General features: G+C 68.6%; 25 protein-coding genes and 2 tRNA genes. 8 read left to right on the top strand and 19 right to left on the bottom strand.

Annotation, left to right across the window (positions count from 1 at the left end):
- The 4 genes from VGV06_12350 to VGV06_12335 all read right to left on the bottom strand — a co-directional run.
- A partial coding sequence (locus tag VGV06_12350; protein HEV2055947.1) for a hypothetical protein occupies positions 1-278 on the bottom strand: 278 nt, incomplete at its 3' end.
- Positions 279-282: 4 nt separating this feature from the next.
- The gene (locus VGV06_12345; protein HEV2055946.1) at positions 283-807 is read right to left on the bottom strand and encodes a hypothetical protein; all 525 of its coding nucleotides are present in this window, start codon (positions 805-807) and stop codon (positions 283-285) included.
- 117 nt (positions 808-924) lie between these two features.
- Positions 925-1869, bottom strand: coding sequence for a replication-relaxation family protein (locus tag VGV06_12340; protein HEV2055945.1), 945 nt, complete (start codon positions 1867-1869; stop codon positions 925-927).
- 128 nt (positions 1870-1997) lie between these two features.
- Positions 1998-2075: transfer RNA gene (locus tag VGV06_12335), tRNA-Asp, on the bottom strand.
- Positions 2076-2277: 202 nt separating this feature from the next.
- Here VGV06_12335 and VGV06_12330 point away from each other — a divergent pair.
- The 6 genes from VGV06_12330 to VGV06_12305 are packed head-to-tail and all read left to right on the top strand — an operon-like array spanning position 2278 to position 7771.
- Positions 2278-3003 carry a GntR family transcriptional regulator gene (locus VGV06_12330; protein ID HEV2055944.1) on the top strand — a complete coding sequence of 242 codons (726 nt, stop codon included), beginning with the start codon at positions 2278-2280 and terminating at the stop codon, positions 3001-3003.
- Positions 3004-3055: 52 nt separating this feature from the next.
- Positions 3056-4342, top strand: coding sequence for an ABC transporter substrate-binding protein (locus VGV06_12325; GenBank protein HEV2055943.1), 1287 nt, complete (start codon positions 3056-3058; stop codon positions 4340-4342).
- A gap of 58 nt (positions 4343-4400) precedes the next feature.
- The gene (locus tag VGV06_12320) at positions 4401-5276 is read left to right on the top strand and encodes a branched-chain amino acid ABC transporter permease (protein HEV2055942.1); all 876 of its coding nucleotides are present in this window, start codon (positions 4401-4403) and stop codon (positions 5274-5276) included.
- Between the two features lie 4 nt (positions 5277-5280).
- A complete protein-coding gene (locus tag VGV06_12315) occupies positions 5281-6282 on the top strand; it encodes a branched-chain amino acid ABC transporter permease (GenBank protein ID HEV2055941.1) in 1002 nt (333 codons plus the stop codon).
- Complete coding sequence (locus VGV06_12310) at positions 6279-7046, top strand: ABC transporter ATP-binding protein (GenBank protein ID HEV2055940.1); 768 nt, start codon at positions 6279-6281, stop codon at positions 7044-7046. The genes VGV06_12315 and VGV06_12310 overlap by 4 nt, the downstream gene beginning before the upstream one ends.
- Complete coding sequence (locus tag VGV06_12305) at positions 7043-7771, top strand: ABC transporter ATP-binding protein (protein HEV2055939.1); 729 nt, start codon at positions 7043-7045, stop codon at positions 7769-7771. Before VGV06_12310 ends, VGV06_12305 begins: the two co-directional genes overlap by 4 nt.
- A gap of 10 nt (positions 7772-7781) precedes the next feature.
- On the opposite strand, the gene VGV06_12300 is transcribed toward VGV06_12305, so the two are convergent.
- Positions 7782-8468 carry a TVP38/TMEM64 family protein gene (locus VGV06_12300; GenBank protein HEV2055938.1) on the bottom strand — a complete coding sequence of 229 codons (687 nt, stop codon included), beginning with the start codon at positions 8466-8468 and terminating at the stop codon, positions 7782-7784.
- A 165-nt stretch (positions 8469-8633) separates the two neighbouring features.
- On the opposite strand from VGV06_12300, the gene VGV06_12295 reads away from it, so the two are divergent.
- Complete coding sequence (locus VGV06_12295) at positions 8634-9302, top strand: cyclase family protein (protein ID HEV2055937.1); 669 nt, start codon at positions 8634-8636, stop codon at positions 9300-9302.
- A 23-nt stretch (positions 9303-9325) separates the two neighbouring features.
- On the opposite strand, the gene VGV06_12290 is transcribed toward VGV06_12295, so the two are convergent.
- From VGV06_12290 to VGV06_12260, 7 genes are all read right to left on the bottom strand, one after another.
- Positions 9326-9568, bottom strand: a complete 243-nt coding sequence (locus tag VGV06_12290) for an ABC transporter substrate binding protein (GenBank protein HEV2055936.1) — start codon at positions 9566-9568, stop codon at positions 9326-9328.
- Positions 9569-9602: 34 nt separating this feature from the next.
- The gene (locus tag VGV06_12285) at positions 9603-10217 is read right to left on the bottom strand and encodes an intradiol ring-cleavage dioxygenase (GenBank protein ID HEV2055935.1); all 615 of its coding nucleotides are present in this window, start codon (positions 10215-10217) and stop codon (positions 9603-9605) included.
- Positions 10218-10221: 4 nt separating this feature from the next.
- The gene (locus VGV06_12280; protein ID HEV2055934.1) at positions 10222-11271 is read right to left on the bottom strand and encodes a potassium channel protein; all 1050 of its coding nucleotides are present in this window, start codon (positions 11269-11271) and stop codon (positions 10222-10224) included.
- 45 nt (positions 11272-11316) lie between these two features.
- On the bottom strand, positions 11317-11916 hold the full coding sequence (locus tag VGV06_12275; protein HEV2055933.1) for a PqiC family protein: 600 nt from the start codon (positions 11914-11916) through the stop codon (positions 11317-11319).
- A complete protein-coding gene (locus VGV06_12270) occupies positions 11913-12899 on the bottom strand; it encodes an MlaD family protein (GenBank protein ID HEV2055932.1) in 987 nt (328 codons plus the stop codon). The genes VGV06_12275 and VGV06_12270 overlap by 4 nt, the downstream gene beginning before the upstream one ends.
- Positions 12896-13666: an ATP-binding cassette domain-containing protein gene (locus tag VGV06_12265; protein ID HEV2055931.1), complete on the bottom strand. Its 771-nt coding sequence runs from the start codon at positions 13664-13666 to the stop codon at positions 12896-12898. Before VGV06_12265 ends, VGV06_12270 begins: the two co-directional genes overlap by 4 nt.
- A 73-nt stretch (positions 13667-13739) precedes the next feature.
- Positions 13740-14873, bottom strand: coding sequence for an ABC transporter permease (locus tag VGV06_12260; GenBank protein HEV2055930.1), 1134 nt, complete (start codon positions 14871-14873; stop codon positions 13740-13742).
- Positions 14874-14909: 36 nt separating this feature from the next.
- Here VGV06_12260 and VGV06_12255 point away from each other — a divergent pair, with 36 nt between their 5' ends.
- Positions 14910-16301, top strand: a complete 1392-nt coding sequence (locus VGV06_12255) for an FAD-binding oxidoreductase (GenBank protein ID HEV2055929.1) — start codon at positions 14910-14912, stop codon at positions 16299-16301.
- 30 nt (positions 16302-16331) lie between these two features.
- On the opposite strand, the gene VGV06_12250 is transcribed toward VGV06_12255, so the two are convergent.
- The 7 genes from VGV06_12250 to VGV06_12220 all read right to left on the bottom strand — a co-directional run bounded on the left by VGV06_12250 (position 16332) and on the right by VGV06_12220 (position 21611).
- A complete protein-coding gene (locus VGV06_12250; protein ID HEV2055928.1) occupies positions 16332-16688 on the bottom strand; it encodes a hypothetical protein in 357 nt (118 codons plus the stop codon).
- A gap of 23 nt (positions 16689-16711) precedes the next feature.
- Positions 16712-17695, bottom strand: a complete 984-nt coding sequence (locus VGV06_12245) for an ABC transporter substrate-binding protein (protein ID HEV2055927.1) — start codon at positions 17693-17695, stop codon at positions 16712-16714.
- Positions 17695-18678 carry an ABC transporter substrate-binding protein gene (locus VGV06_12240; GenBank protein HEV2055926.1) on the bottom strand — a complete coding sequence of 328 codons (984 nt, stop codon included), beginning with the start codon at positions 18676-18678 and terminating at the stop codon, positions 17695-17697. The genes VGV06_12245 and VGV06_12240 overlap by 1 nt, the downstream gene beginning before the upstream one ends.
- On the bottom strand, positions 18675-19655 hold the full coding sequence (locus VGV06_12235; GenBank protein HEV2055925.1) for an ABC transporter substrate-binding protein: 981 nt from the start codon (positions 19653-19655) through the stop codon (positions 18675-18677). The genes VGV06_12240 and VGV06_12235 overlap by 4 nt, the downstream gene beginning before the upstream one ends.
- Positions 19652-20635, bottom strand: a complete 984-nt coding sequence (locus VGV06_12230; protein ID HEV2055924.1) for an ABC transporter substrate-binding protein — start codon at positions 20633-20635, stop codon at positions 19652-19654. Before VGV06_12230 ends, VGV06_12235 begins: the two co-directional genes overlap by 4 nt.
- Positions 20636-20698: 63 nt before the next feature.
- Positions 20699-20774: transfer RNA gene (locus VGV06_12225), tRNA-Val, on the bottom strand.
- 12 nt (positions 20775-20786) lie between these two features.
- Positions 20787-21611 carry an endonuclease/exonuclease/phosphatase family protein gene (locus VGV06_12220; protein ID HEV2055923.1) on the bottom strand — a complete coding sequence of 275 codons (825 nt, stop codon included), beginning with the start codon at positions 21609-21611 and terminating at the stop codon, positions 20787-20789.
- Positions 21612-21667: the final 56 nt, after the last annotated feature.

The following is a 21667-nucleotide window of genomic DNA, read 5'->3' as shown; positions in this document are numbered from 1 at the left end:
CCGGACACCGCGTCCCAGAACGCCTCTTCCGGTTTCTTCCCTTCTTGCACGCCCGCGCGGAATGGCTCGCGGAGGAACGGGAAGTAGCGGTCGAGATCTTCAAGGATCTCTTCCCTGGCCCGCTCCGTTTGCTCCTGCTCGTGGGCGGCACGGCTCGCTTGGCGTTGGGCCTCGTCGGCGGCTCGCTGATGTTGGCGCACGCGATAGATTAGTACCGGCACGCCGATGAAGAGCGCGCAGATGAGCGCGAGCGAGAGAAGTGCCCCTAGGGCTTCCACGCGCTCATGCCGACGCGAGCCCGCTCCGGCTCCGGCGCTCGAGCCTCGTCAGGTCCAGGTTCCGCTGCTGCATGACTTCCTCGACAGACCGGAGCACCGACGAGTGCCCTACGGTGACCCAGCCTGAGAGATCCTGTTGGTCGAAGACGTCGAGCGCCTTGGCTAGGAGATACATGCCGGCCGGCGCGCCCGCCCAGGGTATCCGCGCCAGCATCCGCACGAGATCACTCCGTTTGGTGCCCGTGAGGTACCACGAGACCTGAAGGTTGCTCCCGTAGTCGCGTGCGCTGATCGCCATCAGGTAGTCCTTGAATCGCTTGTGGCTCAGGAGCAGGAAGTCGCGCCGCTTGCCGAAGAATCCTTTGAGCCAGCCCGGCGCGATGTTCTCGCGGCGCCAGGTCAGACCGGGGGCTTTGTGTTTCCGGAGGCGCCCGTCGATGGCCTGCAGGAGTGCTTCGGCCTCGCCCTGGCTCTGCTCGATCAAGGTGGACCACTCGTCGACGATCCGACCGCTCTTGAGGGTCACCATGGCCGGCCCCTCCGACGCCGCTCCGAGTTCGCGAAGCTGCACGGCAAGATGATGGCGGGGGATGCTTCGGCGAGACGATCAGGGCTGACCATCGCCTTCGTCGCCTCCTACGGCCGATCAGGGAAGGAGACTCTGGGAGTGTCCTGGGCGGTCCGCTGTCTCCCAGATCGCCCCTAAAATAGCCGATCCGCTGGGTGGAGTAAAGCGGGTTTCTGAGGTGAACCAGAAGCGGGCGAGATCGCGGCGGATCCCCCCGGACCCCGCGGCGGCCGACACGAGGCTTCTCAGCCGCTCCTCGGATCTGGTAACCGTGAGCACGCGGAAGTTCTTGATCCCGAGCTTGGCGGTATGGCCGCCCGCGTCGCACCAACCTTGGTACGCGACGAGCTTCTGGACGAATCGTTCCCTCGTCATGGTCGACCGGTCGGCCTCGAGCATGAAGAAGGCGCGGTTCCGTCCTTCCGGCAAATCGGGAAACTGAAGGCTGAAGAAGCCATCAGGGCGGACCGGTGAATCCCGCCCGTCGAAGGTCTTCCACGTGAAGGCGAGCTTCTCCTCGTTCGCCGCCAGCGTGAGCGCGATCCGGGCGTTGCCGATCATGAGCTGGTGGGGCACGTACCCGTCGCCGACCTCCTTGCGGACCGGAACCTCCAGAACGTCGGCGCCGCGTCTCGCGAGCGCGTACAGCATCGGTGCGTTCGGATTCGTCCCGATCCGATCGAGATACCCGTGATGGAAGAGCTTCTGGAGCCTACGGTAGATCCCGTCTTTGCTGTCGTCTCGGTAGAGCTGTAGGAACTGAGGAGTGGTGATGAGACGGTACTCGTAGGCAGTCCGGAGGAGGTCGAGGTCTCGGTCTTGAAGTGCGAGCGGCGGTCGGTGCGAGCGCTTCGCACGGATGAAACGAGGTAGACGACGGTGAAACGAAGGAGTAGGTCGAAGTCGGGGGGTGGAAACGTCCGAGAACGATCGATCCGACGTGGAGTTGTGCGGAGAAACGGTTTCGAGAGTGGTTTGGAGGGTCGTTTCCGGACCACGCGCAGTCGTCTGCGGCGCGGTCATTCTCTTGTGCCCGCCTTGTGCCCAACCGAGCCGGAAACAGCCGGATGAGGGCGGATCACTCGAGACAGAGCCTGAAAAGAGAAACGGCCCAAAGCCCTTGATTCTTGAGCTTTAGGCCGCGTTTTGAATGGCGGGCTCGACGGGATTTGAACCCGCGACCTCTGGATTGACAGTCCAGTGTGCTAACCAGGCTGCACCACGAGCCCACAGTGGGAGATCGATTTATACCATGCGTGCCGCATCGTGTCTAGGTTCGGCCGCCTGCGGCGCCCCAGACCTGCGTGAGATTGCGCAGGCTCTCCGTCGCGATGCGCTCGGGGCCCGGCGTGAAGTCGAACGCCCTGACGACCGGCGGTCCGGCGGAGGGGCTTGACAAGCCCCCAATCGTATATTGTATACAATCAGTCCATGCGGGCCCGGGCGGCGACACGGCGGCCGGCATCATTAAAGAAGGGCGCCTCCCGCGCGGTCGGGCGCGACCTCTTCCCCGCCCTGGCGCAGCACCAGACCCTCGAGGGCTCGGCCTACCACGACATCCGCCGCGCCATCGTCGGGGGGCGCTTCGCCCCGGGGCAGCGCATCGTGGCCGCGGCCGTGGCGGCGGCGGCCGGCGTCAGCCGCATCCCCGTCATGCAGGCGCTCCGCCGGCTCGAGGCCGACGGTTTCGTGCGCATCACGCCCCACAAGGACGTGGTCGTGACCGGCCTCTCCCCCGCCGAGTTCCGCGAGCGCTTCCTGCTGATGGCCGCGCTGGAAGGGCTCTGCGTCCGCGAGTCGGCGGGCAAGATCACGGCGGACCTGCGGGCGCGCCTCCACGCGCTCCAGAAGGAGATCGCGGCGGCGCGGGCGCAGCAGGATGCCGCGCGCGCCGTCCACGCCGACAGCGAGTTCCACCGGCTGCTGTGGGAGGTGTCCGGCCTGCCGCAGGTGATCCAGATTCTCCAGAACGTCTGGGACCGCGGCGAGTACTACTGTGTCATCATGCATGCCCGGCGCGGCGGCTTCGCCAAGGAGTCCCTGGCCGAGCACGGGCAGATCCTCAAGGCTCTCGACGCGGGCGACCCCGCCCGCGCGGCCAAGGCGATGGAGCACCACCGGATGCGGTCGATGCAGCGGCTGCAGCAGACAACGTGAGCAGGCGGGCCGCCGGCTCCGGCGGCCCCGACACCCACAAAGGAGGGGTCTCATGGACGAGAACGGTTACCGGCTGACACGGCGCGCGCTTCTCAAGACGGTGGTGGGCATCGGCGCCGGCGTGGGCTTCATCGGCCCGTGGCGCTGGGCCCGCGCGCAGGCGAAGAAGCCCATCGTGATCGGGCTCACCTGCGACGCGACCGGCACCTTCGCCGACAGCGGCCAGGCCGACCGCCGCGGGATGATCCTCGCCATCGAGGAGTTCAATGCCAAGGGCGGCGTCCTCGGCCGGCCCATCGAGCACAAGTGGGAGGACACCGAGACGGACGCCTCGGTGGCCGTCCGCAAGGCCCAGCGGCTCATCGAGCGCGACAAGATCGACTTCATGATCGGCGCGCTGTCGAGCGGCGTCGCGGCCCCGCTGTCCGAGCTGGCCCAGCGCTACGGCCTCATCTACTTCAACAGCAACTCGAGCGCCGACACGGTCACCAACGAGAAGTGCCAGCGCGTGAACTTCGTGTGGGACGCGAACAACTGGATGTTCGCCAACGCGCTGGGGCCGCTGGTCGCCAAGAACCTCGGCACGAAGTGGTTTATCCTCACGCACGACTACGTGTGGGGCAAGAACGCCACGGGGGCCACGCGCGAGAACATGAAGAAGGTCGGCGCCGAGGAGCTGGGCGAGCTGATGGTGCCGCAGGGAACGCGCGACTTCAGCGCGCAGCTCCTGCGCATCCGCAGCGCCAAGCCCCAGGTGGTGATCGCCAACGTCGCGGGCATCGAGCAGACGGCGCTCCGGGAGCAGGCCTACGAGTTCGGCTCCGACAAGGACGCGGCCTGGGTCTTCCCGCAGCAGGACTTTCCCGACATGGTCACGCTCGGGCCCAAGAAGGCCTTCGGCTACTTCTGCACGACCTGGCACTACACGCTCAACGAGCCCGGCGTCAAGGAGTTCACCGAGCGCTTCAAGAAGCGCTGGGCGAGCGCCCCGATCCCCGTGCCGGACAATGTCTCCTCGAACGGCTACATCGCCACGCGCGAGCTGCTGCGGGCGATCGAGCGCGCCGGCACGACGAAGAACCACGACGTCATCAAGACCCTCGAGGGCCACGTGATCAAGGACAATTTCCGCAAGTACCCCTCGACCATCCGGCCGTGGGATCATCTGGTCGGGCAGATGCTCTACCTCGCCAAGACCAAGAAGGAAGGCGAGATGAAAGAGAAGTGGGACATGATCGAGATGATCAGCGAGGTCGCGCCCGAGGTGGCGGCGCCGCCGCAGAGCATCAGCAAGTGCAAGATGCAGTCCCTCGCCGAGACGCCGGTGTACGGCGGGTAGGGCCAAGCCCCCTCACCCTAGGCCGCAGGGCCGGGGTGAGGGGGCACGACCACCATCCATGCCCGATCTGGCCGAGCTCGTCACGCAGCTCCTGAACGGCGTGGTGCTGGGCCTGCTCTACGCCCTCATCGCGCTGGGCTTCATGCTTATCCTCGGCACCATGGAAGTCATCAACTTCAGCCACGGCGTCCTCTTCGCGCTCGGCGGCTACTCGGCGCTGGCGCTGGGCCCGTACGTGGGCTGGTGGGGCGCGCTCCTGCTGGCGCCGGTCATCGTGGGCGGCGTCGGCCTCCTCCTCGAGTTGGGCGTCCGGCGCACGTACGGGCGCGACCCGCTCTTCGGCCTGCTCTTCACCTTCGGCGCCGCGCTGGCGCTCGAGGAGATCATTCGCATCGTGTGGGGCCCGCGGGGCTACACCGTGAGCGCCCCCGCGTTCGTCGCCGGCCCCTTCCACTGGGGCTTCCTCTTCTACTCGAAGTACCGGGTGCTCGTGGCGGTGCTGGCGATCTTGCTGCTGGTGCTCGTGTGGGCCTTCCTCGAGCGCTCGCCGTACGGCGCCATGATCAAGGCCGGCGCGCACGACCACGAGATGGTGCGGGCGCTCGGCATCAACCTGACGCGGCTCCGGAGCCTGGTCTTCGCGCTCGGCGCCGCCATGGCGGGCGTGGCGGGCGTGATCGCCGCGCCGATGTGGAGCCTCAAGCCGACCGTGGGCGCCGAAGCCGTCATGCCGGCCTTCATCGTGGTGGTAATCGGCGGCATCGGCTCGTTCTCGGGCGCCGTGATCGCGGGCCTCTTGCTCGGGCTCACGAGCGGGCTGAGCAACCTGGTCGTGCCGCGGGGCTCGATCCTCGTGATGTATCTCCTCATGACAACGGTTCTCCTCTGGCGCCCGAGGGGCCTCCGCGGCCAGAAGAGCATGCTCGAGCTCTGAGGCCGTGCGCGCCGCCCTCGACGACTGGACGCCGCCGCCGATGCTCGCCATGTTCGGCGTCTTCCTCGTGCTGCCGGCCATCCTGCCGTGGATCGGCGGCTACACCTACCTCGGCACCGAGGTGATGATCTGGGCGATCTTCGCCCTCGGCTACAACCTCCTGCTGGGCTACACCGGGCTGCCCGCTTTCGGCCACGGCGCTTTCTTCGGCATGGCCGGATACTTCTTCGCCGCGAGCCAGAAGTGGGTGACGGGCGGCCTCTGGCTCCCGCTCCTGATCGGCATCCTCGCCACCGCCGCCTGCGGCGGTGTGGTCGCCCTGCTGGTGGCGCGCAAGCGCGGCATCTACTTCTCGCTGCTCACGATCGCCTTCGGCGTGATGTTCTGGTTCCTCGTCTTCGTCCTCGACACCTGGACCGGAGGCGAGGACGGCCTCACCGGGCTCCAGCGGCTCTCGGTCGGCGGCATCGACCTCCGCGGCAACCTCCCCCTCTACTACTTCGTGTACGCGTTCTTCGTGGCCTCGACGATCCTCCTATGGCGCATCGTGCATTCCCCCTTCGGCCAGGTCATCGGCGCCATCAAGCAGAGCGAGACGCGCGCCCGGGCCGTCGGCTACGACACCCCGCGCTACAAGTGGGCCGCCTTCACCCTCTCGTGCGCCTTTGCGGGTCTGGCCGGCGGCCTCTACGCGCTCGCACGCTTCGGCGCCTTCCCCGAGCCCATGAGCCTGCAGCAGTCGGGCAATGTCGTGCTCATGTGTCTCATCGGCGGCGGCTTCGCAAGCTTCTACGGACCCGTCTTGGGCGTGGCCGTATTCCTCGTGCTGCGCGACGTCTTCTCAACCCTCACCGACCACTGGATGCTGCTGTACGGCGGCCTCTTCATGGCGATCATCCTGTTCATGCCTGAGGGCATCCTGGGCGTGGTCAAGCGCCTCCGCCAGCCGCCGGCGTTCCACGACACGGACGAGGCCGAGGCGGCCCGCACGGGAGAGGCGCGGTGAGCGCGCCCCTCCTGGCCGTGCGCGGACTTCGCAAGGCCTTCGGCGGCCACGTCGTGCTGGACGGCGTGGATCTGGCGTTCGCGCCGCGGCGGCTGTCGGCCCTCATCGGACCCAACGGCGCGGGGAAGACCACGTGCTTCAACCTGCTGACCGGCTTCCTCGCCCCGGACGCGGGCCAGATCATCTTCAACGGTGGGGATATCACGAGGCTCAGCCCTGACCGGCGGGCGCGGCTCGGCATCTGCCGCTCCTTCCAGATCCTCAATCTCTTCGACCACTTCACCGTGCTCGAGAATGTCCGCGTCGCGGTGCCGGCCATGCGACGGCGCGGCCTCGACTGCTGGACGCCGGCGGGCGCGGTCAGCGAGGCCGAGGACAGGGCCGCCGCCATCGTCCGCCTCGTGGGCCTGCACGGACGCGAGCAGGTGGCGGCGCGTTTCATGTCCTACGGGCAGCGGCGCCTGCTCGAGATCGGGGTGGCCCTGGCCGGCGAGCCGGAGGTGCTGCTGATGGACGAGCCGACGAGCGGCCTCGGCAGCCGCCCCATGGAGACCCTCCGCGAGCTGGTGCAGCGGCTCGCCGAGGACCTGACCATCGTCGTCATCGAGCACGACATGGACTTCGTGCTGCGGCTCTCGCACCACGTCGCCGTGCTCCACCGCGGCCAGGTCATCGCGGAAGGGCCGCCTGAGGCGGTACGCGACCACCCCGAGGTGCGCGAGGCCTATCTGGGCACGCTCCGGTACACGAGGACTCGGACGTGAGCGCGGCCGGGCCGCTCTTGGCCCTCGAGCGCATCAGCACCTTCTACGGCGGCGCGCGCGTCCTCGACGGGCTCTCCCTCGAGATCGCCGCCGGCGAGACGGTGTGCCTCCTCGGCCGCAACGGCCGCGGCAAGACCACGACCATCAAGAGCATCCTGGGTCTGGCGCCCGTGCGCGCGGGGCGCATCGTCTTCGACGGCGCCGACATCACGCGTCTGCCCACCCACGAGATCGCCCAACGCGGCATCGCCTGGGTGCCGGACAACCGGCGGATCTTCCCGACCCTCACCGTGGAGCGCAACCTGGCCATGGCGCTGAACCGATCGCTGCCGCGAACGGCGGCAGGTGAAGGCTGGACGCTCGGGCGGGTCTACCAGCGGTTCCCCATCCTCGACCGGCTCAAGCAGCGGAGCGGCGAGCACCTGTCGGGCGGTGAAGCCCAGCTGGTCGCGATCGCCCGGGCGCTGCTGATGCATCCACGCCTGGTGCTGCTCGACGAGCCGTCGCAGGGCCTGGCGCCCAGGATCGTGGAAGACATCATGGCGGTGATCGAGGAGATTCGCGACGAGGGCATCGCCATCCTGCTGGTCGAGCAGAACTCGACCATGGCGCTCAGCATCGCCCACCGGGCCTACGTCATCGACGACGGTCGCATCGTGCACAGCGCCCGCGCGGCCGACCTCGAGGCCGACCAGGCGCTCAAGCACCGTCTCCTGGCCGTCTGAGGCCGCGGCGTCAGCGAGAGAGCGTTCGCCTGCTCTTGGCGAAGCGCACGGCGAGCTGCGGCAGGACTGCGAGCATGCCGAGCGCGGTCAGCGCGAGGAGCACCCGCACGAGCGTCTGCGAGATCGTCCCCTCGCCCGCGATCGCCTCGCCCCCCGCCCAGCCCGCGTAGACGTAGACGGCGGCGGCCGGCGCCATGAAGACGAACGAGGCCAGCACGTAGGGCACGAGTCGGATGCGCGTGAGGCCGAGGGCGTAGTTGAGCAGGTTGAAGGGGATGACAGGCACGAGGCGCACGAAGGCGACGAACTCCCAGCCGCTCTTGTCCACGCCCTCCTTGAGCTTCTTCAGAGGCCCCGAGAGCTTCTCCTCCGTCCAGTCCCGCCCGACGGTGCGCGCGGCGAGGAAGGCGACGGTGGCGCCGGCGGTGGCGCCGACGAGGGAATAGACCGTGCCCCAGACGGGCCCGAAGAGGATGCCGGCCGCCAGGTCGAGGGGCAGGCCCGGCACGAGGAAGGCGGGGCCGACCATGTAGACGAGCATGAAGGCCAGCGGCCCCCAGGGGCCCAAGCTCGCCACGAAAACCTGGATCTGGGGCACCGTGAGGTAGCGGCGCCAGGTGAATGCGCAGGCGATGCCGGCCAGCAGCACCGCCAACAGGACGAGCCGCCTCACCGTGACGCCGCGCGGTCGTGGCATGGAGCCGCCATTGTCGCGCCACGGCGGTGAGGAACGCAACCGCCGCCGCCACGCCGCCGTAGGAACTCACAATTGAAGGTTACCCTCCTGTTCTCGTCAATTCATAAGTCAGGGTTACTAGGGCGCGATTGACAAGGGCAGTCCCCGCGCGGCACCATGCGGCCCGTGCGCATCGTTGACCTTTCCTTCCCGCTCAAGCCCCACTTCCGCTGGACCGTCTCGAGCGAGCGCCGCTCGACCCACGAAGGGGGCGCGCTCTTCCAGTCCACGGTGTTCACGGCGAGCTGCCACGCCTACACTCACGTGGACGCGCCCGTGCATTTCCTGCCCGGCGACCGCGACATCGCGCAAATGCCAGTAGACCAGTGGATGGGGCCGGCGGCGGTGGTGGATCTCACGCATCTGGCCGAGAACGGCGAGGTGACGGCCAGAGACCTCGAGCGGCGGGCCGCCCACGTCGAGCCCGGCGACATCGTGCTGCTGCGCACGGACTGGCCGAGGAAGTGCCCGGTGGAGAGCGAGCGCTTCTGGCGCGAGGCGCCCTTCACGGGGCGGAGCGCCTGCGAGTGGCTGGTGGCGAGGCGGGCGAAAGCCGTCGGCTACGACTACCCACCCGACTACTCGATCCGCACCATGATCTTCGAGCCTGGAACAGCGGTGACGCGGCACGACTGCACCACGCACGACGTCTTCTTCCCTGCCGGCATCACCGTGATCGAGTACTTCAACAACCTCGACCAGATTGGCGCGCCGCGCTGCCGCTTCCTCGCCCTGCCCCTGAAGCTCGAAGGCGCCGACGGCTCGCCGGTCCGCGCCGTTGCGATCGTAGACTAGGCGCCCCGGGGCCGCGTCGTCAGCTACCGGACCACTGTATCCGCCCGCGCCAGGATACTCTGGGGGATCGTCAGCCCTATCGCCTTGGCGGTCTTCTCGTTGATGGCCAGCTCGAACTGAGTGGGCTGCTCGACGGGAATCTCCGCGGGCTTGGCGCCTTTGATTATCTTGTCTATGAAGACAGGCACGCGCCGGATCATGCCCACGAGGCTCGGCCCATAGGACATGAGCCCGCCTTCGTTCACGAACTCGCGGACCTCGTACATGGCCGGCAGCCCTGCCGTCGTGGGGCGGTCATGCTCACCGCGCCGGGACGAGCACGATGTCGAAGCGCGCGCTGAGGGCGCCCGGCTCCGCGCCGTCGGCGGGGTAGAGCGTCACCGAGAGCGCGTCGCGGACCCGCTGGCCTCCGAAGTAGGCGGGGTTCTCGCGTCCCGGCTCGCCCACCACGTACATCTGGGTCACGAGGGCACGGAAGCGCGAGTGCGTGACCTGGAAATGGATGTGAGGAGGCCGGGACTCGTACGGCACCGGTCGGATCGTCCGAAACTTGTACGCGCCCGCGGCATCGGTGCGGGCCTGCCCGTAGCCCTGGAAGTTCGGGTCCCGCTGCCCCGGGGTGCCATCCTTCGGGGGCAGGTAGCGGCCATAGACGTCGCTCTGCCAGATTTCGACCCGCGCGTCGGCGACGGGGTCGCCGCTCGTGTCGGTCACGCGCCCCGTGAGGTGAAGCACGGTGCCCTGCGCCCGGGCAGCCCGGCCCTTGATCACGAGGAGGTCCGCGTCGCGGTCCTCGGGGAGCACGCTCGGGTAGAAGGGGCCGACCGTCTGCTCCGGAGTCGGCGCGAGCGACGCCGCCCACGCGGCTCCCGCGAGCAGAAAGGCGACCGCCAGCGCGACTATTATGCTTCGCATGGAATCAGCTCCGCCCGGCGAGCACGCGCTCGACGCTTGCGAGCTGCTCCCGCGTGCCGAGCGCCAGCAGCCGGTCGCCGGCGGCCAGCGCCATGTCGCCCGGCGGGTTCACCACGGGGTTGCCGTCGCGCATGATGGCCAGCACCGTCGCCCCCGTGGCCTGCCGGACGGCGAGCGCTTCGAGCGTGCGGCCCGCCGCCGGACTTTCGACGCCCACGGCCAGCGCCTCGATGTTGAGCGCCTCGTTGCCCCGGCGCAGGGCCGTCTCGAAGAAGTCCACGACCGTGGGGCTCAGGATCAGGTGCGCCAGCCGGTGACCACCGATGGCGTACGGGCTGATCGCGCGGTCGGCGCCGGCGCGGGTGAGCTTGGACACGCTCGACTCGTCCACGGCGCGCGAGACGATGTAGAGCTTCGGGTTGAGGACACGCGCCGAGAGCACGATGTACATGTTCGTGGCGTCGTTGGCCGTGGTGGCGATGAGCCCGCGCGCGCGCCGGACCCCGGCCCGCTCGAGCACCGCGTCGTCGGTGGCGTCGCCCTGCTGGCACAGCCAGCCGCGTTCCTCGGCCTGATGCAGGGTCGCATCGGAGGGGTCGACCACCAGGAAGGGCACGCGCGCCTCGGCCAGCTCCTGCGCGGCCTGCCGTCCCACGCGGCCGAGGCCGGCCAGGATGATGTGTCCGCTCAGCGCCTCGATGTGCTTCTCCATCTTGCGTCTCCCCATCGGATCGGCCAGCCGCACCGCGACGAGGTACTCCATCACCACGCCGAAGGTGTAGAAGAGGCTGCCGACCCCGACGATCGCGATGAACATCGTGAAGATGCGGGCGGCCGAGTCGAGCGGCTTGACCTCGCCGTACCCGACCGTGGTGATGGTCGTCACCGTCATGAAGAGCGCGTCGAGCCACGTGCCGCCCAGGTCGCGCCAGAGCCAGAAGTATCCCAGCGTCCCTCCGACCACCACCGCCGCCACGAGCGATAGCGGCAGGATGAGGCGAGCGCGGAGCCTCGGGATGTCTGCAACGGGAAACGCCTGGCCACCGTCCGCCACGGCCCTACCCTACTCCATCATGTCGAGGAGCGCGCGCCGCCGCCGCTACTTGGGCAGCGCCGCCAGCGCCTGGGCGATCTCGCGGCTGAGGGCCGCCAGCACCCGGCTCATGGCCGACACCGTCGCGCTGTACCCGGCGCCGCCCGTGGGCTCGGCGAGGCGCGTGGTCTTGACCGCGACTTCCTTGCCCGCGGCGTCCAGGATACGCCAGCGCGCCTCGAGGGCGAGGTCGCCGCCCGCCGGGCCGTCCAAGCGCGTCACGTCCACGATTACCTGGTAGCGAACGCTCTCCAGGCTCCGCCACGGGAAGATCGAGATCCGCGCCGAGGGCATCTGGCGCGCCAGATCCTCGGCGAGCACGCGGGAAATCCCGTCACGCAGCGGCTCACCCCACTGGTCGAACTCACCCAGGTCGATCTTGTCCGCCGCCGGCCGCGTCACGATCTGCGGCCTGTCGAGATAGCCGGGCACGCCCACGGGGCCGACGCCGACGGACGTCGCGCCGGCCACCGGCACGGCCGGGATCTCGCCCGGTGCGAGCACGTAGAAGCGGGTCGCGGCGCTGCCGCCGCCGAGGCAACCGGCGCCGACCAAGGCCGTGACGAAGAGGAGCGCGTAGAGGGGACGGCGGGCCGGGGTGATCATTCGCTGTCTGAGCCTCCCTTGCCGCGAAGAAGGGCATCCGGGTGCCGCTCGAGGTAGTCGGCCAGCGCCTTCAGCGACCGGGCGGCGTCCGCGACGTCCCGGAGGGTGCGGAGCGCCTCGTAGCCCAGGCGGGAGTCGCCATCCACCGCGCGGTCCACGGTGCGGAGCGTCCCCTGGGCGGACGTGCTGGCGTCCTTGATCGAGGCCGCGAGCGGACCGATCTGCGCGTCGACGTTCGCCAGGAACTTCCTCGTCTCGGCCAGGAGCTCGCGCGTCTCGACGAGCGTGGCGTCGGTCTTCGAGCCGAGAAGCTCGAGCTGCGCGTCGAGCCGTTTCAGCGTCTTGTCGGCCTGCTGGAGCGCGGTGTTCGCCGAGACGACGGCGGCCTTCAGCTCGGGAGAGGCCATGAGATCCTTCGCGCCCTTGAGCGTCAGGCTCACGTCGTTGATCAGTTCGTCGAACTTGACCTTGTCGAGCTTGTTGAAGATCGCCTCGACCTGCGCCTGCAGTCGCGCGAGCGTCGTCGGGACCGTCGGAATCTCCGGCACGTCTGGGTCTAGCCCGACCAGCGCGACCGAAATGCCAGGAAAGAAATCCAGGTAAACCAGGAGCTGCCCCGTCAACATGCTCTGCGTCTTGAGCTGAGCCCTGAGACCCTGCTTGATCAGGTCCTCGACGGCCTCGGCGTTCTGTCTGACCTTGCCGCCCCTGGGCAGGAGCGAGGGGTCGATGTTGACGTAGACCCCGATCCTGTTGGTGTTCGCGAAGAGGCGGATCTTCGTGACCGCTCCGATCTTGACACCCCGGATCTCGACCGGAGCGCCGACGTCGAGCCCGCCGAGGTCGCCGTCGAAGAACATGACGAAGGGCAGCTCCTTCTTGAAGATCTGCATCCCGCCGAGAGTGATGATGCCCACCACCGCGAGCGCCACGGCGGATACCACGAAGGCGCCGATGGCGGTCGGGTTCGCGCGCTTGCTCATGACTTGCCTCCAGTCGACCGCCCCGAGGATGCGCCGGCCGGTGCGGCGCCGGCCTCCTGCCCGCCGCGCGTCAGGAACGCGTGGATCCTGGGATCCTTCGACTCCGCCAGCAGGGTCCGGGGGTTGCCCTGGGCGAGCATGGTCCGGGTCTCGGCGTCGAGGTAGACGGAGTTGTCGGCGATGGTGAAGATGCTCGCCAGCTCGTGCGTCACGGCGACCACGGTGCAGTTGAGGCTCTCCCGCAGCTCCAGGATCAAATCGTCGAGCAGACGCGAGCTGACCGGGTCGAGCCCGGCCGAGGGCTCGTCGAGGAAGAGGATGTCGGGGTCGAGCGCCATGGCCCGCGCGAGGCCGGCGCGCTTCTGCATGCCGCCGCTGATCTCGGACGGGTAGAAGTCCTCGAAGCCGCCGAGCCCCACCAGCGAGAGCTTGAGCGAGGCGACCTCGCGGATCTGGTCGGGACTTAGGTCGGTGAACTCGCCGAGCGGCAGCCCGATGTTCTCCGCGAGCGTCATCGAGCTCCAGAGCGCCCCGCTCTGGTAGAGGACGCCGAAGCGGCGCGTCATCAGCTGGCGCTGCTCGTCGTCCGCGCCCCAGAAGGTCTCGTCGTCGAAGAACACGTCGCCTTTCGCCGGCCGTATCAGCCCGATGAGGTGCCGCAGAAGCGTGCTCTTGCCGCAGCCGCTGCCGCCCATGATGATGAAGACTTGGCCGCGCGCGACGTCGAAGGTCAGGTTGCGCTGGATGACGAAGTCGCCGTAGGCCATCGTCAGATCCACGACGCGGATGCGCGGCCCGGCCGCGCCGCCGTTGGAAGCCCCGCGGTTAGAATCCCCGCTCTTAAAATCCGATGGCATCGTAGACCACCGTGAGGATGGCGTCGGAGACGATGATGAAAACGATGCCGGTCACGACGGCAGACGTGGCGGCCAGCCCCACCGCGGCCGAGCTGCGCCCGCACTGCATGCCACGCAGGCACCCGGCGATGGCGATGAGCACGCCGAAGACGACGCTCTTGATCATGCCGGCGGAGAAGTCGGCGAGCGACGCGGCGGCCCAGGTGTGGTTCCAGTAGGGAATGATGCCGACCTTGAGCATGCCGACCCCGACCACGGCGCCGCCCGCGATGCCGACCAGGTCCGCGTAGATCGTCAGGAGCGGCATCATGAGGATGAGGCCGAGCATGCGCGGCAGCACGAGGAACTCGAATGGGGAGATGCCCATGGTGCTCAGCGCGTCGATCTCCTCGTTGACCCGCATCGTCCCCAGCTGGGCCGCGTAGGCCGCCCCCGTGCGGCCGGCCATGATGATGGCCGCCATCATGGCGCCCATCTCCCGGGCCATGCCGATGGCGACCAGGTCCGCGATGTAGATCTGGGCGCCGAACTGGCGGAGCTGGATGGCGCCCACGAAGGCGAGGATCAAGCCGATCAGGAAGCTGATGAGCGAGACGATGCCGAGGGCGCTGACCCCGGCCTCCTGAATGTTGAGCACGAGGTCCACGCGCCTGAAGCGCGCGCGGCCGACGGCGGCGCGCGCGAGCGCGAGCGAGGCCTCGCCGACGAAGGTGACCATCTCCCGAGCGCCGTCTCCGGCGCCCGCGGCCGCGCTGCCTACCCTGGCGAGAAGGGGCTGCTCCGCGCCGCCGCGCTTCGTGTCGCGCTCCGGCACCGCCGCAGCCAGGTCGAGAAGCTTACGGACGCCCTCGGGCAGCCCTGTGCGGTCCGCCGTGATGCCGCGCGGCGTCCCCGCCTCGATCACCTTGAGCACGAACACCAGGAGTCCCGTGTCCCACGCGCTGACCTCGCGCGTGTCGAAAGCCAGCCGGCGCGCCGAGGACCGGGCGCCGATCTTCGTCTCGACCTCTGCCGCGGATGGCAGGTGATCCTGCATTCGCCAGGAACCGGAGAGGCGGAGGACGAGGCTGCCGTCGGCGGCGGGGTCGAGACTCCAGCTCCAGGGCGCATCGGGCATGAGGTCGTTAAACTACCACGGCGGCGAGCGTGAGGTATGCTCGCGGACACGATGGCACAGGCTTCCGCGGACGTCGTGATCTGCGGCGCGGGCATCGCCGGCGTCGCCGCCGCCTATCACCTGGCGGTGCGCCGCGGTGTGCGCCGCGTCGTGGTGGTCGATGAGAGGCCGCCCCTCACGCTGACCAGCGACAAGTCCGCCGAGTGCTACAGGAACTGGTGGCCCGGGCCCGGCGACGACCAGGTCGCCCTCATGAACCGCAGCATCGATCTCCTCGAGGAGCTGGCCCGCGAGAGCGGCAACGTCTTCCGGCTCAACCGCCGCGGCTACCTCTTCGCCACCGCCGAGGCCGGGCGCGTCGCCGAGTTCGAGCGAGCGGCTTCGGCTGCGGCCGCCCTCGGCGCGGGCCCCCTGCGCCTGCACGCAACGGCGGCGAGCGACTACCAGCCGGCGGCGGCCGAAGGATTCGACTCGACGCTCAGGGGCACGGACGTCATCACGGAGCCGTCGCTCATCAGGCGCCACTATCCATGGCTGGCGCGCGACACCGTGGCGCTGCTTCACGCCCGCCGCTGCGGCTGGTTCAGCGGCCAGCAGCTCGGCATGTACCTGCTCGAGCGCGCGCGCGCGCACGGCGTCCGGTTGGTCGAGGGCCGGGTGGAGCGGATCGACACGGCGGGCGGCCGCGTGCGCGGCGTGACGGTGCGTGGGACGTCCGGCACGCAGACGATCGGGACGGCGCGCGCCGTCGTAGCCGCTGGGCCGTACTTAAAGGACGCCGGACGGCTGCTCGGCGTCGACCTGCCGGTCTTCTGCGAGCTCCACGCGAAGATCGCCTTCAACGACACGCTGGGCGCCATGCCCCGCGGCGCGCCGATGACGCTCTGGGCCGATCCGATGAGGATCGACTGGTCCGAGCAGGAGCGCGCCGAGCTGGCCGCGTCCGTCAAGCACCGGCGCCTGGTCGACGAGCTGCCGCCGGGCGCGCACGGCAGGCCGGAAGGCACGGGCGAGAGCACGTCCGTCCTCGGCGTCTGGACTTATGACGTCGAGCCGGTCGAGCCCACCTTTCCGCCGAACTTCGATCCAGCGCACCAGGAGGTGGTCCTGCGCGGACTCGCGCGGATGATCCCCGCGATGGCGCCCTACCTGGACCGCATGCCGCGCTGCTTCGTGGACGGCGGCTACTACACCAAGACCCGGGAGAACCGCTTCCTCGCGGGTCCATTGCCCGTCGAGGGCGCATACGTCATCGGCGCGCTCTCGGGCTACGGGATGATGGCGTCCAACGGCGCGGCGGATCTGCTCGCCGACTACATCGCCGAGCGCCCCCTGCCCCGCTACGCCCCTGCCTTCCGCCTCGACCGCTACGACGACCCCGCCTACGTCAAGCTCCTCGAAAACTGGGGCGACTCCGGCCAGCTCTGAGCGGCCGTAATGATGGGTGGGCCTGCCTCTCTAGCGGACTTCGAGCATCGTCCTCAGCTCGCCTCGGTTGCCGCCGTGCTCGCACGTCACCACGACGGGCCACTGGCCCGGCGTGGTCTTGGAGCCGACCCGCCACCGCCACGTGACGAAGCCGGAGTGGTCGGCCAGCTTCGGATCGAGCCCCTTCGCTCTCGACGGCCCCGACTTGTAGAGCACCGTGATGGCGCAGGAGGCGGCGGGGGCGGTCTTGACGGTGATCGAGGCGTCGGTGAACCGCTCCACGGGTGACGACAGCTGAACCAGCGAGACGGGCAAGCCCGCAGCCCAGACGAAACCGTGAAGGACCACGAGCAGCAGTGCAACCAGGGTGAACCGGGGCGCTCGCATCAGTGGAATCACCCGCCCGCCGCTTACTCGATCACTCGGTCCGCTCGCACCAGCAGCGACGGTGGGATCGTCAGGCCGAGCGCCTTGGCGGTCTTGAGGTTGATGACGAGCTCGAACTTTGTGGGCCGCTCCACCGGCAGGTCGGCGGGCTTGGCGCCTTTCAGGATCTTGTCCACGTAGGTGGCGGCCCGTCGGAACAGGGCAGCCCTGCTCGCGCTGTAGGCCATGAGGCCGCCGGCCTCCGCGTGCTCCGACAGCCCGTATACTGCCGGCAGGCGGCTCTTAGCCGCGAGGTCTGCGATGCGTGTTCGGTGGTCAGTGAACATCACGTCCAACAGGACAATGAGTGCCCCCGCCTGCTGCCTGATCATCGCCGCGAAGGCGCCGTCGAAGTCGTTGGGATCACGCGCCTCGACGGGTTGAAGCCGCACTCCCAATGTTCGGGCCGCAGCCTCCGCCTCTCGCAACTGTGGTGCGTTGCCTGGATTTGCCGGATTCCAAAGGACGGCCACCCGGGAAGCCTTGGGAACGACCTCCTTGAGCATCTGCAACTGCTTTCCCACGAGCTCGGGGGCCATATTGGACAGCCCCGTGATGTTCCCCCCCGGCCGCGCGAGACTGGCGACGAGGCCAGTCGCCACAGGATCAACAACGACCGCCATGACGATGGGGATCGTGCTCGTCGCTTCTTTGGCTGCCCGGATCGCTGGCACAGCCGCGGTAACGATGACGTCCACCTTCAGACGGACCAGCTCGGCCGCGAGACCCGGGAGCCGGTCGTACTTGCCCTCCGCCCAACGGGACTCAATGGCGATGTTCTGACCTTCTACATAGCCCAGCTCGCCCAATCCGTGCCGGAAGACTTCGAGGGAGTGCTGCATTGGCGGGTCAGAAGGAGAGCTCGGCGATAGAAAGCCTATTCGGGAGATCTTCGCCGGCTGCTGCGCCTCGGCGGCGAGCGGCGCGGCGAGAAAGCCCAGGACGCTCAGAAATGTCCGCCGATCCATCACTGGACCACCTCGTCCGCCCGCAGCAGGAGGGACTGCGGGATCGTCAGCCCGAGCGCCTTCGCCGTTTTCAGGTTGATCACCATGTCAAACTTGATCGGCTGCTCCACCGGCAGGTCGGCGGGCTTGGCACCCTTGAGGATCCTGTCCACGTACACGGCGGCGCGCCGGTACATCTCGGGAACGCTGCCGCCATAGAACATGAGGCCCCCGGCGTCCACGAACTCCCTGCCCGGGTACATGGAGGGCAGGCGATTCTTCGCGGCGAAGTCGACGATGCGTGTGCGATAGGAGGCGATGAGTGGATCGGCCGTCGTCATGAGCGCATCAGGCCGCTTCCCGGCGATCGCCCCGAAGACGCGCTCGAAATCCTGCGGACCCCGGAACTTGTGAGGCTCGAGCCTGACACCCAAGGGGGTTGCCCACCGTTGCGTCTCTTGGAGGGCCGAGACGTTCCCGGGATTGTCGGGGTTGTAGATCAGCGCGACACGAGAGAGCCTGGGACGGGCCTCCTTGAGCAGCTCTAACCGCTTCCCGTATTCAGGGCCGATGAACGCGACCCCCGTGATGTTGCCCCCGGGGCGCGGGTAGCTGGCGACGAGGCCCGACTGATCGGGGAACGCGACGTTCGCAAACACGATCGGGATCGTGGACGTCGAGTGCTTGGCCGCTCCGGCGGCTTGCGAGCCCGCAGTGCAAAGGACCTCCACGGGGAGACGAACCAGCTCAGCGGCGAGCTGGGGAAGGCGCTCGCTGCGCCCATCGGCCCAGCGGGCCTCGATGGTGATGTTCTGGCCTTCCACGTACGCGAGCTCGCGCAATCCAGCCCGAAGGGCCTCCAGGTTAGGGAGGCCGTCGGCGGCCGAGGCGGGTGATAACCATCCGATTCGGCGCATACCCCTGGCCTGCTGCGCGTCGGCTGAGCGCGATGCCAGGAGAGCGCCGACGGCGACGCTGGTGACGAACGCGCGCCGGTCGATCACTGGATGACCTCATCGGCCCGCAGCAGCAGGGACGGCGGGATCGTCAGGCCGAGGGCCTTGGCGGTCTTGAGGTTGATGACCAGCTCGAACTTCGTCGGCTGCTCGACGGGCAGGTCGGCGGGCTTGGCACCCTTGAGGATCTTGTCCACGTAGGTGGCGGCGCGTCGTAACTGGTCGTAAAAGTTCACCGCATACGACATGAGGCCGCCGGCCTCCACAAACTGCCGTTCGCCCCACATCGCCGGTATCCGACTCTTGGCAGCGAGGTCTACGATGGCTTTTCGGTGCTCAGTGGTCAGAATACCCGCAGCCCCGAACAGCGCGTGGGCGCGCTTCCGGCTCATCGCGACAAAGGCGCCCTCGAACTCGCCAGGTCCTCGCACCGCGAGCGGTTGCAGTGTCAGGCGCAGTGCCGGGGCCGACTCCTGCAGCTCCTTCAATACCAGCACATTGGATCGGTCGGCCGGATTATAGAGGACCGCCACGCGGGAAGCCTTGGGGGCAACTTCCTTCAGGAGCTCCAACCGTTTCCCGCCTAACTCGGCGCTGATACCTGTCAACCCCGTGATGTTCCCACCCGGTCGCGCGAAGTTGGCGACGAGCCCGGCGCCTATCGCATCGGCAACGCCCGCGAAGACGATGGGGATCGTGCTGGTCGCCTGCTTGGCGGCCAGAGACGGTGGCGTACCTGGGGTGACGATCACGTCAACCTTGAGACGGACCAGCTCGGCCGCGAGCTCGGGCAGTCGCTCTACCCGCCCGCTTGCGAATCGGACCTCGATGGCAATGTTCTGCCCCTCGATGCAACCGAGCTCACGCAGCCCTTGCCGGAAGGCGTCGAGTTCTGGCGAGGGCCCGGGAGAGCCGTAGAACAAGAAACCGATCCGTGGGACCTTCCCTTCCTGCTGCGCTTCGGCGGCGAGGGGCAAGGCGAGCGTTCCCAGCGTCAGCCCGCAGAGGAAGGTTCGCCGATTCATTGGATGATCTGGTCGGCTCGCTGCAGCACCGACGGCGGAATCTTCAGGCCGAGCGCCTTGGCGGCCTTGAGGTTGATCATCAGCTCGAACTTGGTCGGCTGCTCGACGGGCAGGTCGGCGGGCTTGGCACCCTTCAGGATCTTGTCCACGTAGTAGGCGGCCCGCCGGTGCATGTCCGCGTAGCTTGGCCCGTAGGACATCAAACCGCCCGCCTCGACCAATTCCCGGTACGCATACACTCCGGGCAGGCGGTGTTTGGCCTCGAAGTCCACGATGCGCGCGCGGTTGTGCAGGAAGAGACGATCCGCCAGCACGAGGAGTGCTCCTGGCCGCTCTTTGAGAATGGCCGCGAACGCGGCTGGGAAGTCTTCAGAGACTCGTACCCCAAGGGGCTGCACCTTGATTCCCAACACCTGAGCGGCAGCCCGCGCCTCCTTCAAGGAACCGGCATGAAACGGATTGTCCGGGTTCCACAGCACGGCGATGTAAGAGAGCTTGGGCACCACTTCCCTGAGCAGCTCCAATCGTTTCCCTTCCAGTTCCGGTGCGATCGCGGTCAATCCGGTGCTGTTTCCACCGGGCCGCGCGAGGCTCGCGACGAGGCCCACGCTGATCGGATCGCCAACGGCCGCAAAGACCAGAGGGATCGCCGTTGTCGCCTTCCTGACGGCGAGCGAGGCGGGCGTCCCAGCGGTCACGATCACGTCCACCTTCAGGGCGATCAGCTCGGCGATGAGAGCAGGAAAGCGTTCATACTGTCCTTCCGCCCAGCGATACTCGATCAGGATGTTTCGCCCCTCGACGTAGCCGAGATCACGCAGCCCTTCCCGGAACGGCCCGACGAGATTGGCCTCAAGGGCAGCGGTCGAGTTCCCGAGGAAACCTATCCGGGGCACCTTCGCCGCCTGCTGCGCCTCAGCGGGCAGCGGCGCGGCGAGAAGGCCGCCGGCGATCACCCCGATGAACGTGCGCCGCTCCATCACTGGGTCCTCCCGCAGGCGATCTGCGAGTCTGGGATGCGCTCCCCGACTGCCTGATGAGAATGGTGGGCGGAGCAGGGCTCGAACCTGCGACCCCGGCCTTGTAAGGGCCGTGCTCTTCCAGCTGAGCTATCCGCCCGTGTCGGCCCTACTATACCCCCTCGCCCTTATGCCCCCTCACCCTGCCCTCTCCCCCGGTGGGGGAGAGGGGCGAGCGATCCTGCGCGTCGAGGTCGATCAGTAGCGCGGCGTGGTCGCTGAGCGCGTGCCGGTTCGCGCGCCGGGTGCGCCGGCCGGGCGCCGCGCCCCATTCGTGGCGAGCTTCGCTGAGCCGCGGCCGGAGCGCGCGGTTCACGAAGGCCTGGTCGATCCTGAAGCCGTTGCCGCCGCTCGGTGAGTACCACGTGTAGGCGCGCTCGCTGCCCCGGAGAAGACGAAACGCGTCGGCCCAGCCTGCGGCCTCGAGGCCGCGGATCCAGCCGTCCTCCTCGACGATGAAGGCCGGCACCTCTTCGTCGAGGTCGATCAGCCCCGAGTTGGTGTCGCCGACGAGGAGCGCCGGCCCTCGGCGCCAGGTGTGGGCGAAGCCGAGCACCGCGTCGAGGAAGGGGAACTTGCGGCCCGTCACGCGGTTGGGCACGTGCATCGCTCCCAGCGTGAGGGCGCAGGGCCCGGCGATGCGTGCGAGGAGCCAGCGGCCCGACTCGGCGGCGGGCGCGGTGACGAGGCTTACCAGCGCGAGCGGCCAGCGTGAGGCGATGAGCAGGCTGTTGGCCCGAGGGAGCGCGGCGGACGCGGTGCTCAGCTGGTGCAGGAGCCCCTGTCCGGCGAGAGCGCCGGCCAGCTCCGCGCTAGGCGGCGTGGCGCGGAACTCGGAGAGCGCCACGACATCCGGCGCCCAGCGCGCGATCTGGTCGGCGATGCCCGGGACGCGCCGGCCGCCGCCGGCGCGAATGTTCCAGGAGACGATGCGCATGGCGCTCACGCGGCGTGCATCCCCCTCGCCTCCACCCCCCTCGCCTCCACCCCCCT

Source organism: Candidatus Methylomirabilota bacterium (genome assembly GCA_035936835.1).
Lineage (GTDB): Bacteria > Methylomirabilota > Methylomirabilia > Rokubacteriales > CSP1-6 > AR37.
The sequence above is the reverse complement of the archived record's forward strand: the minus strand, read 5'-3'. Positions and strand labels throughout refer to the sequence as shown.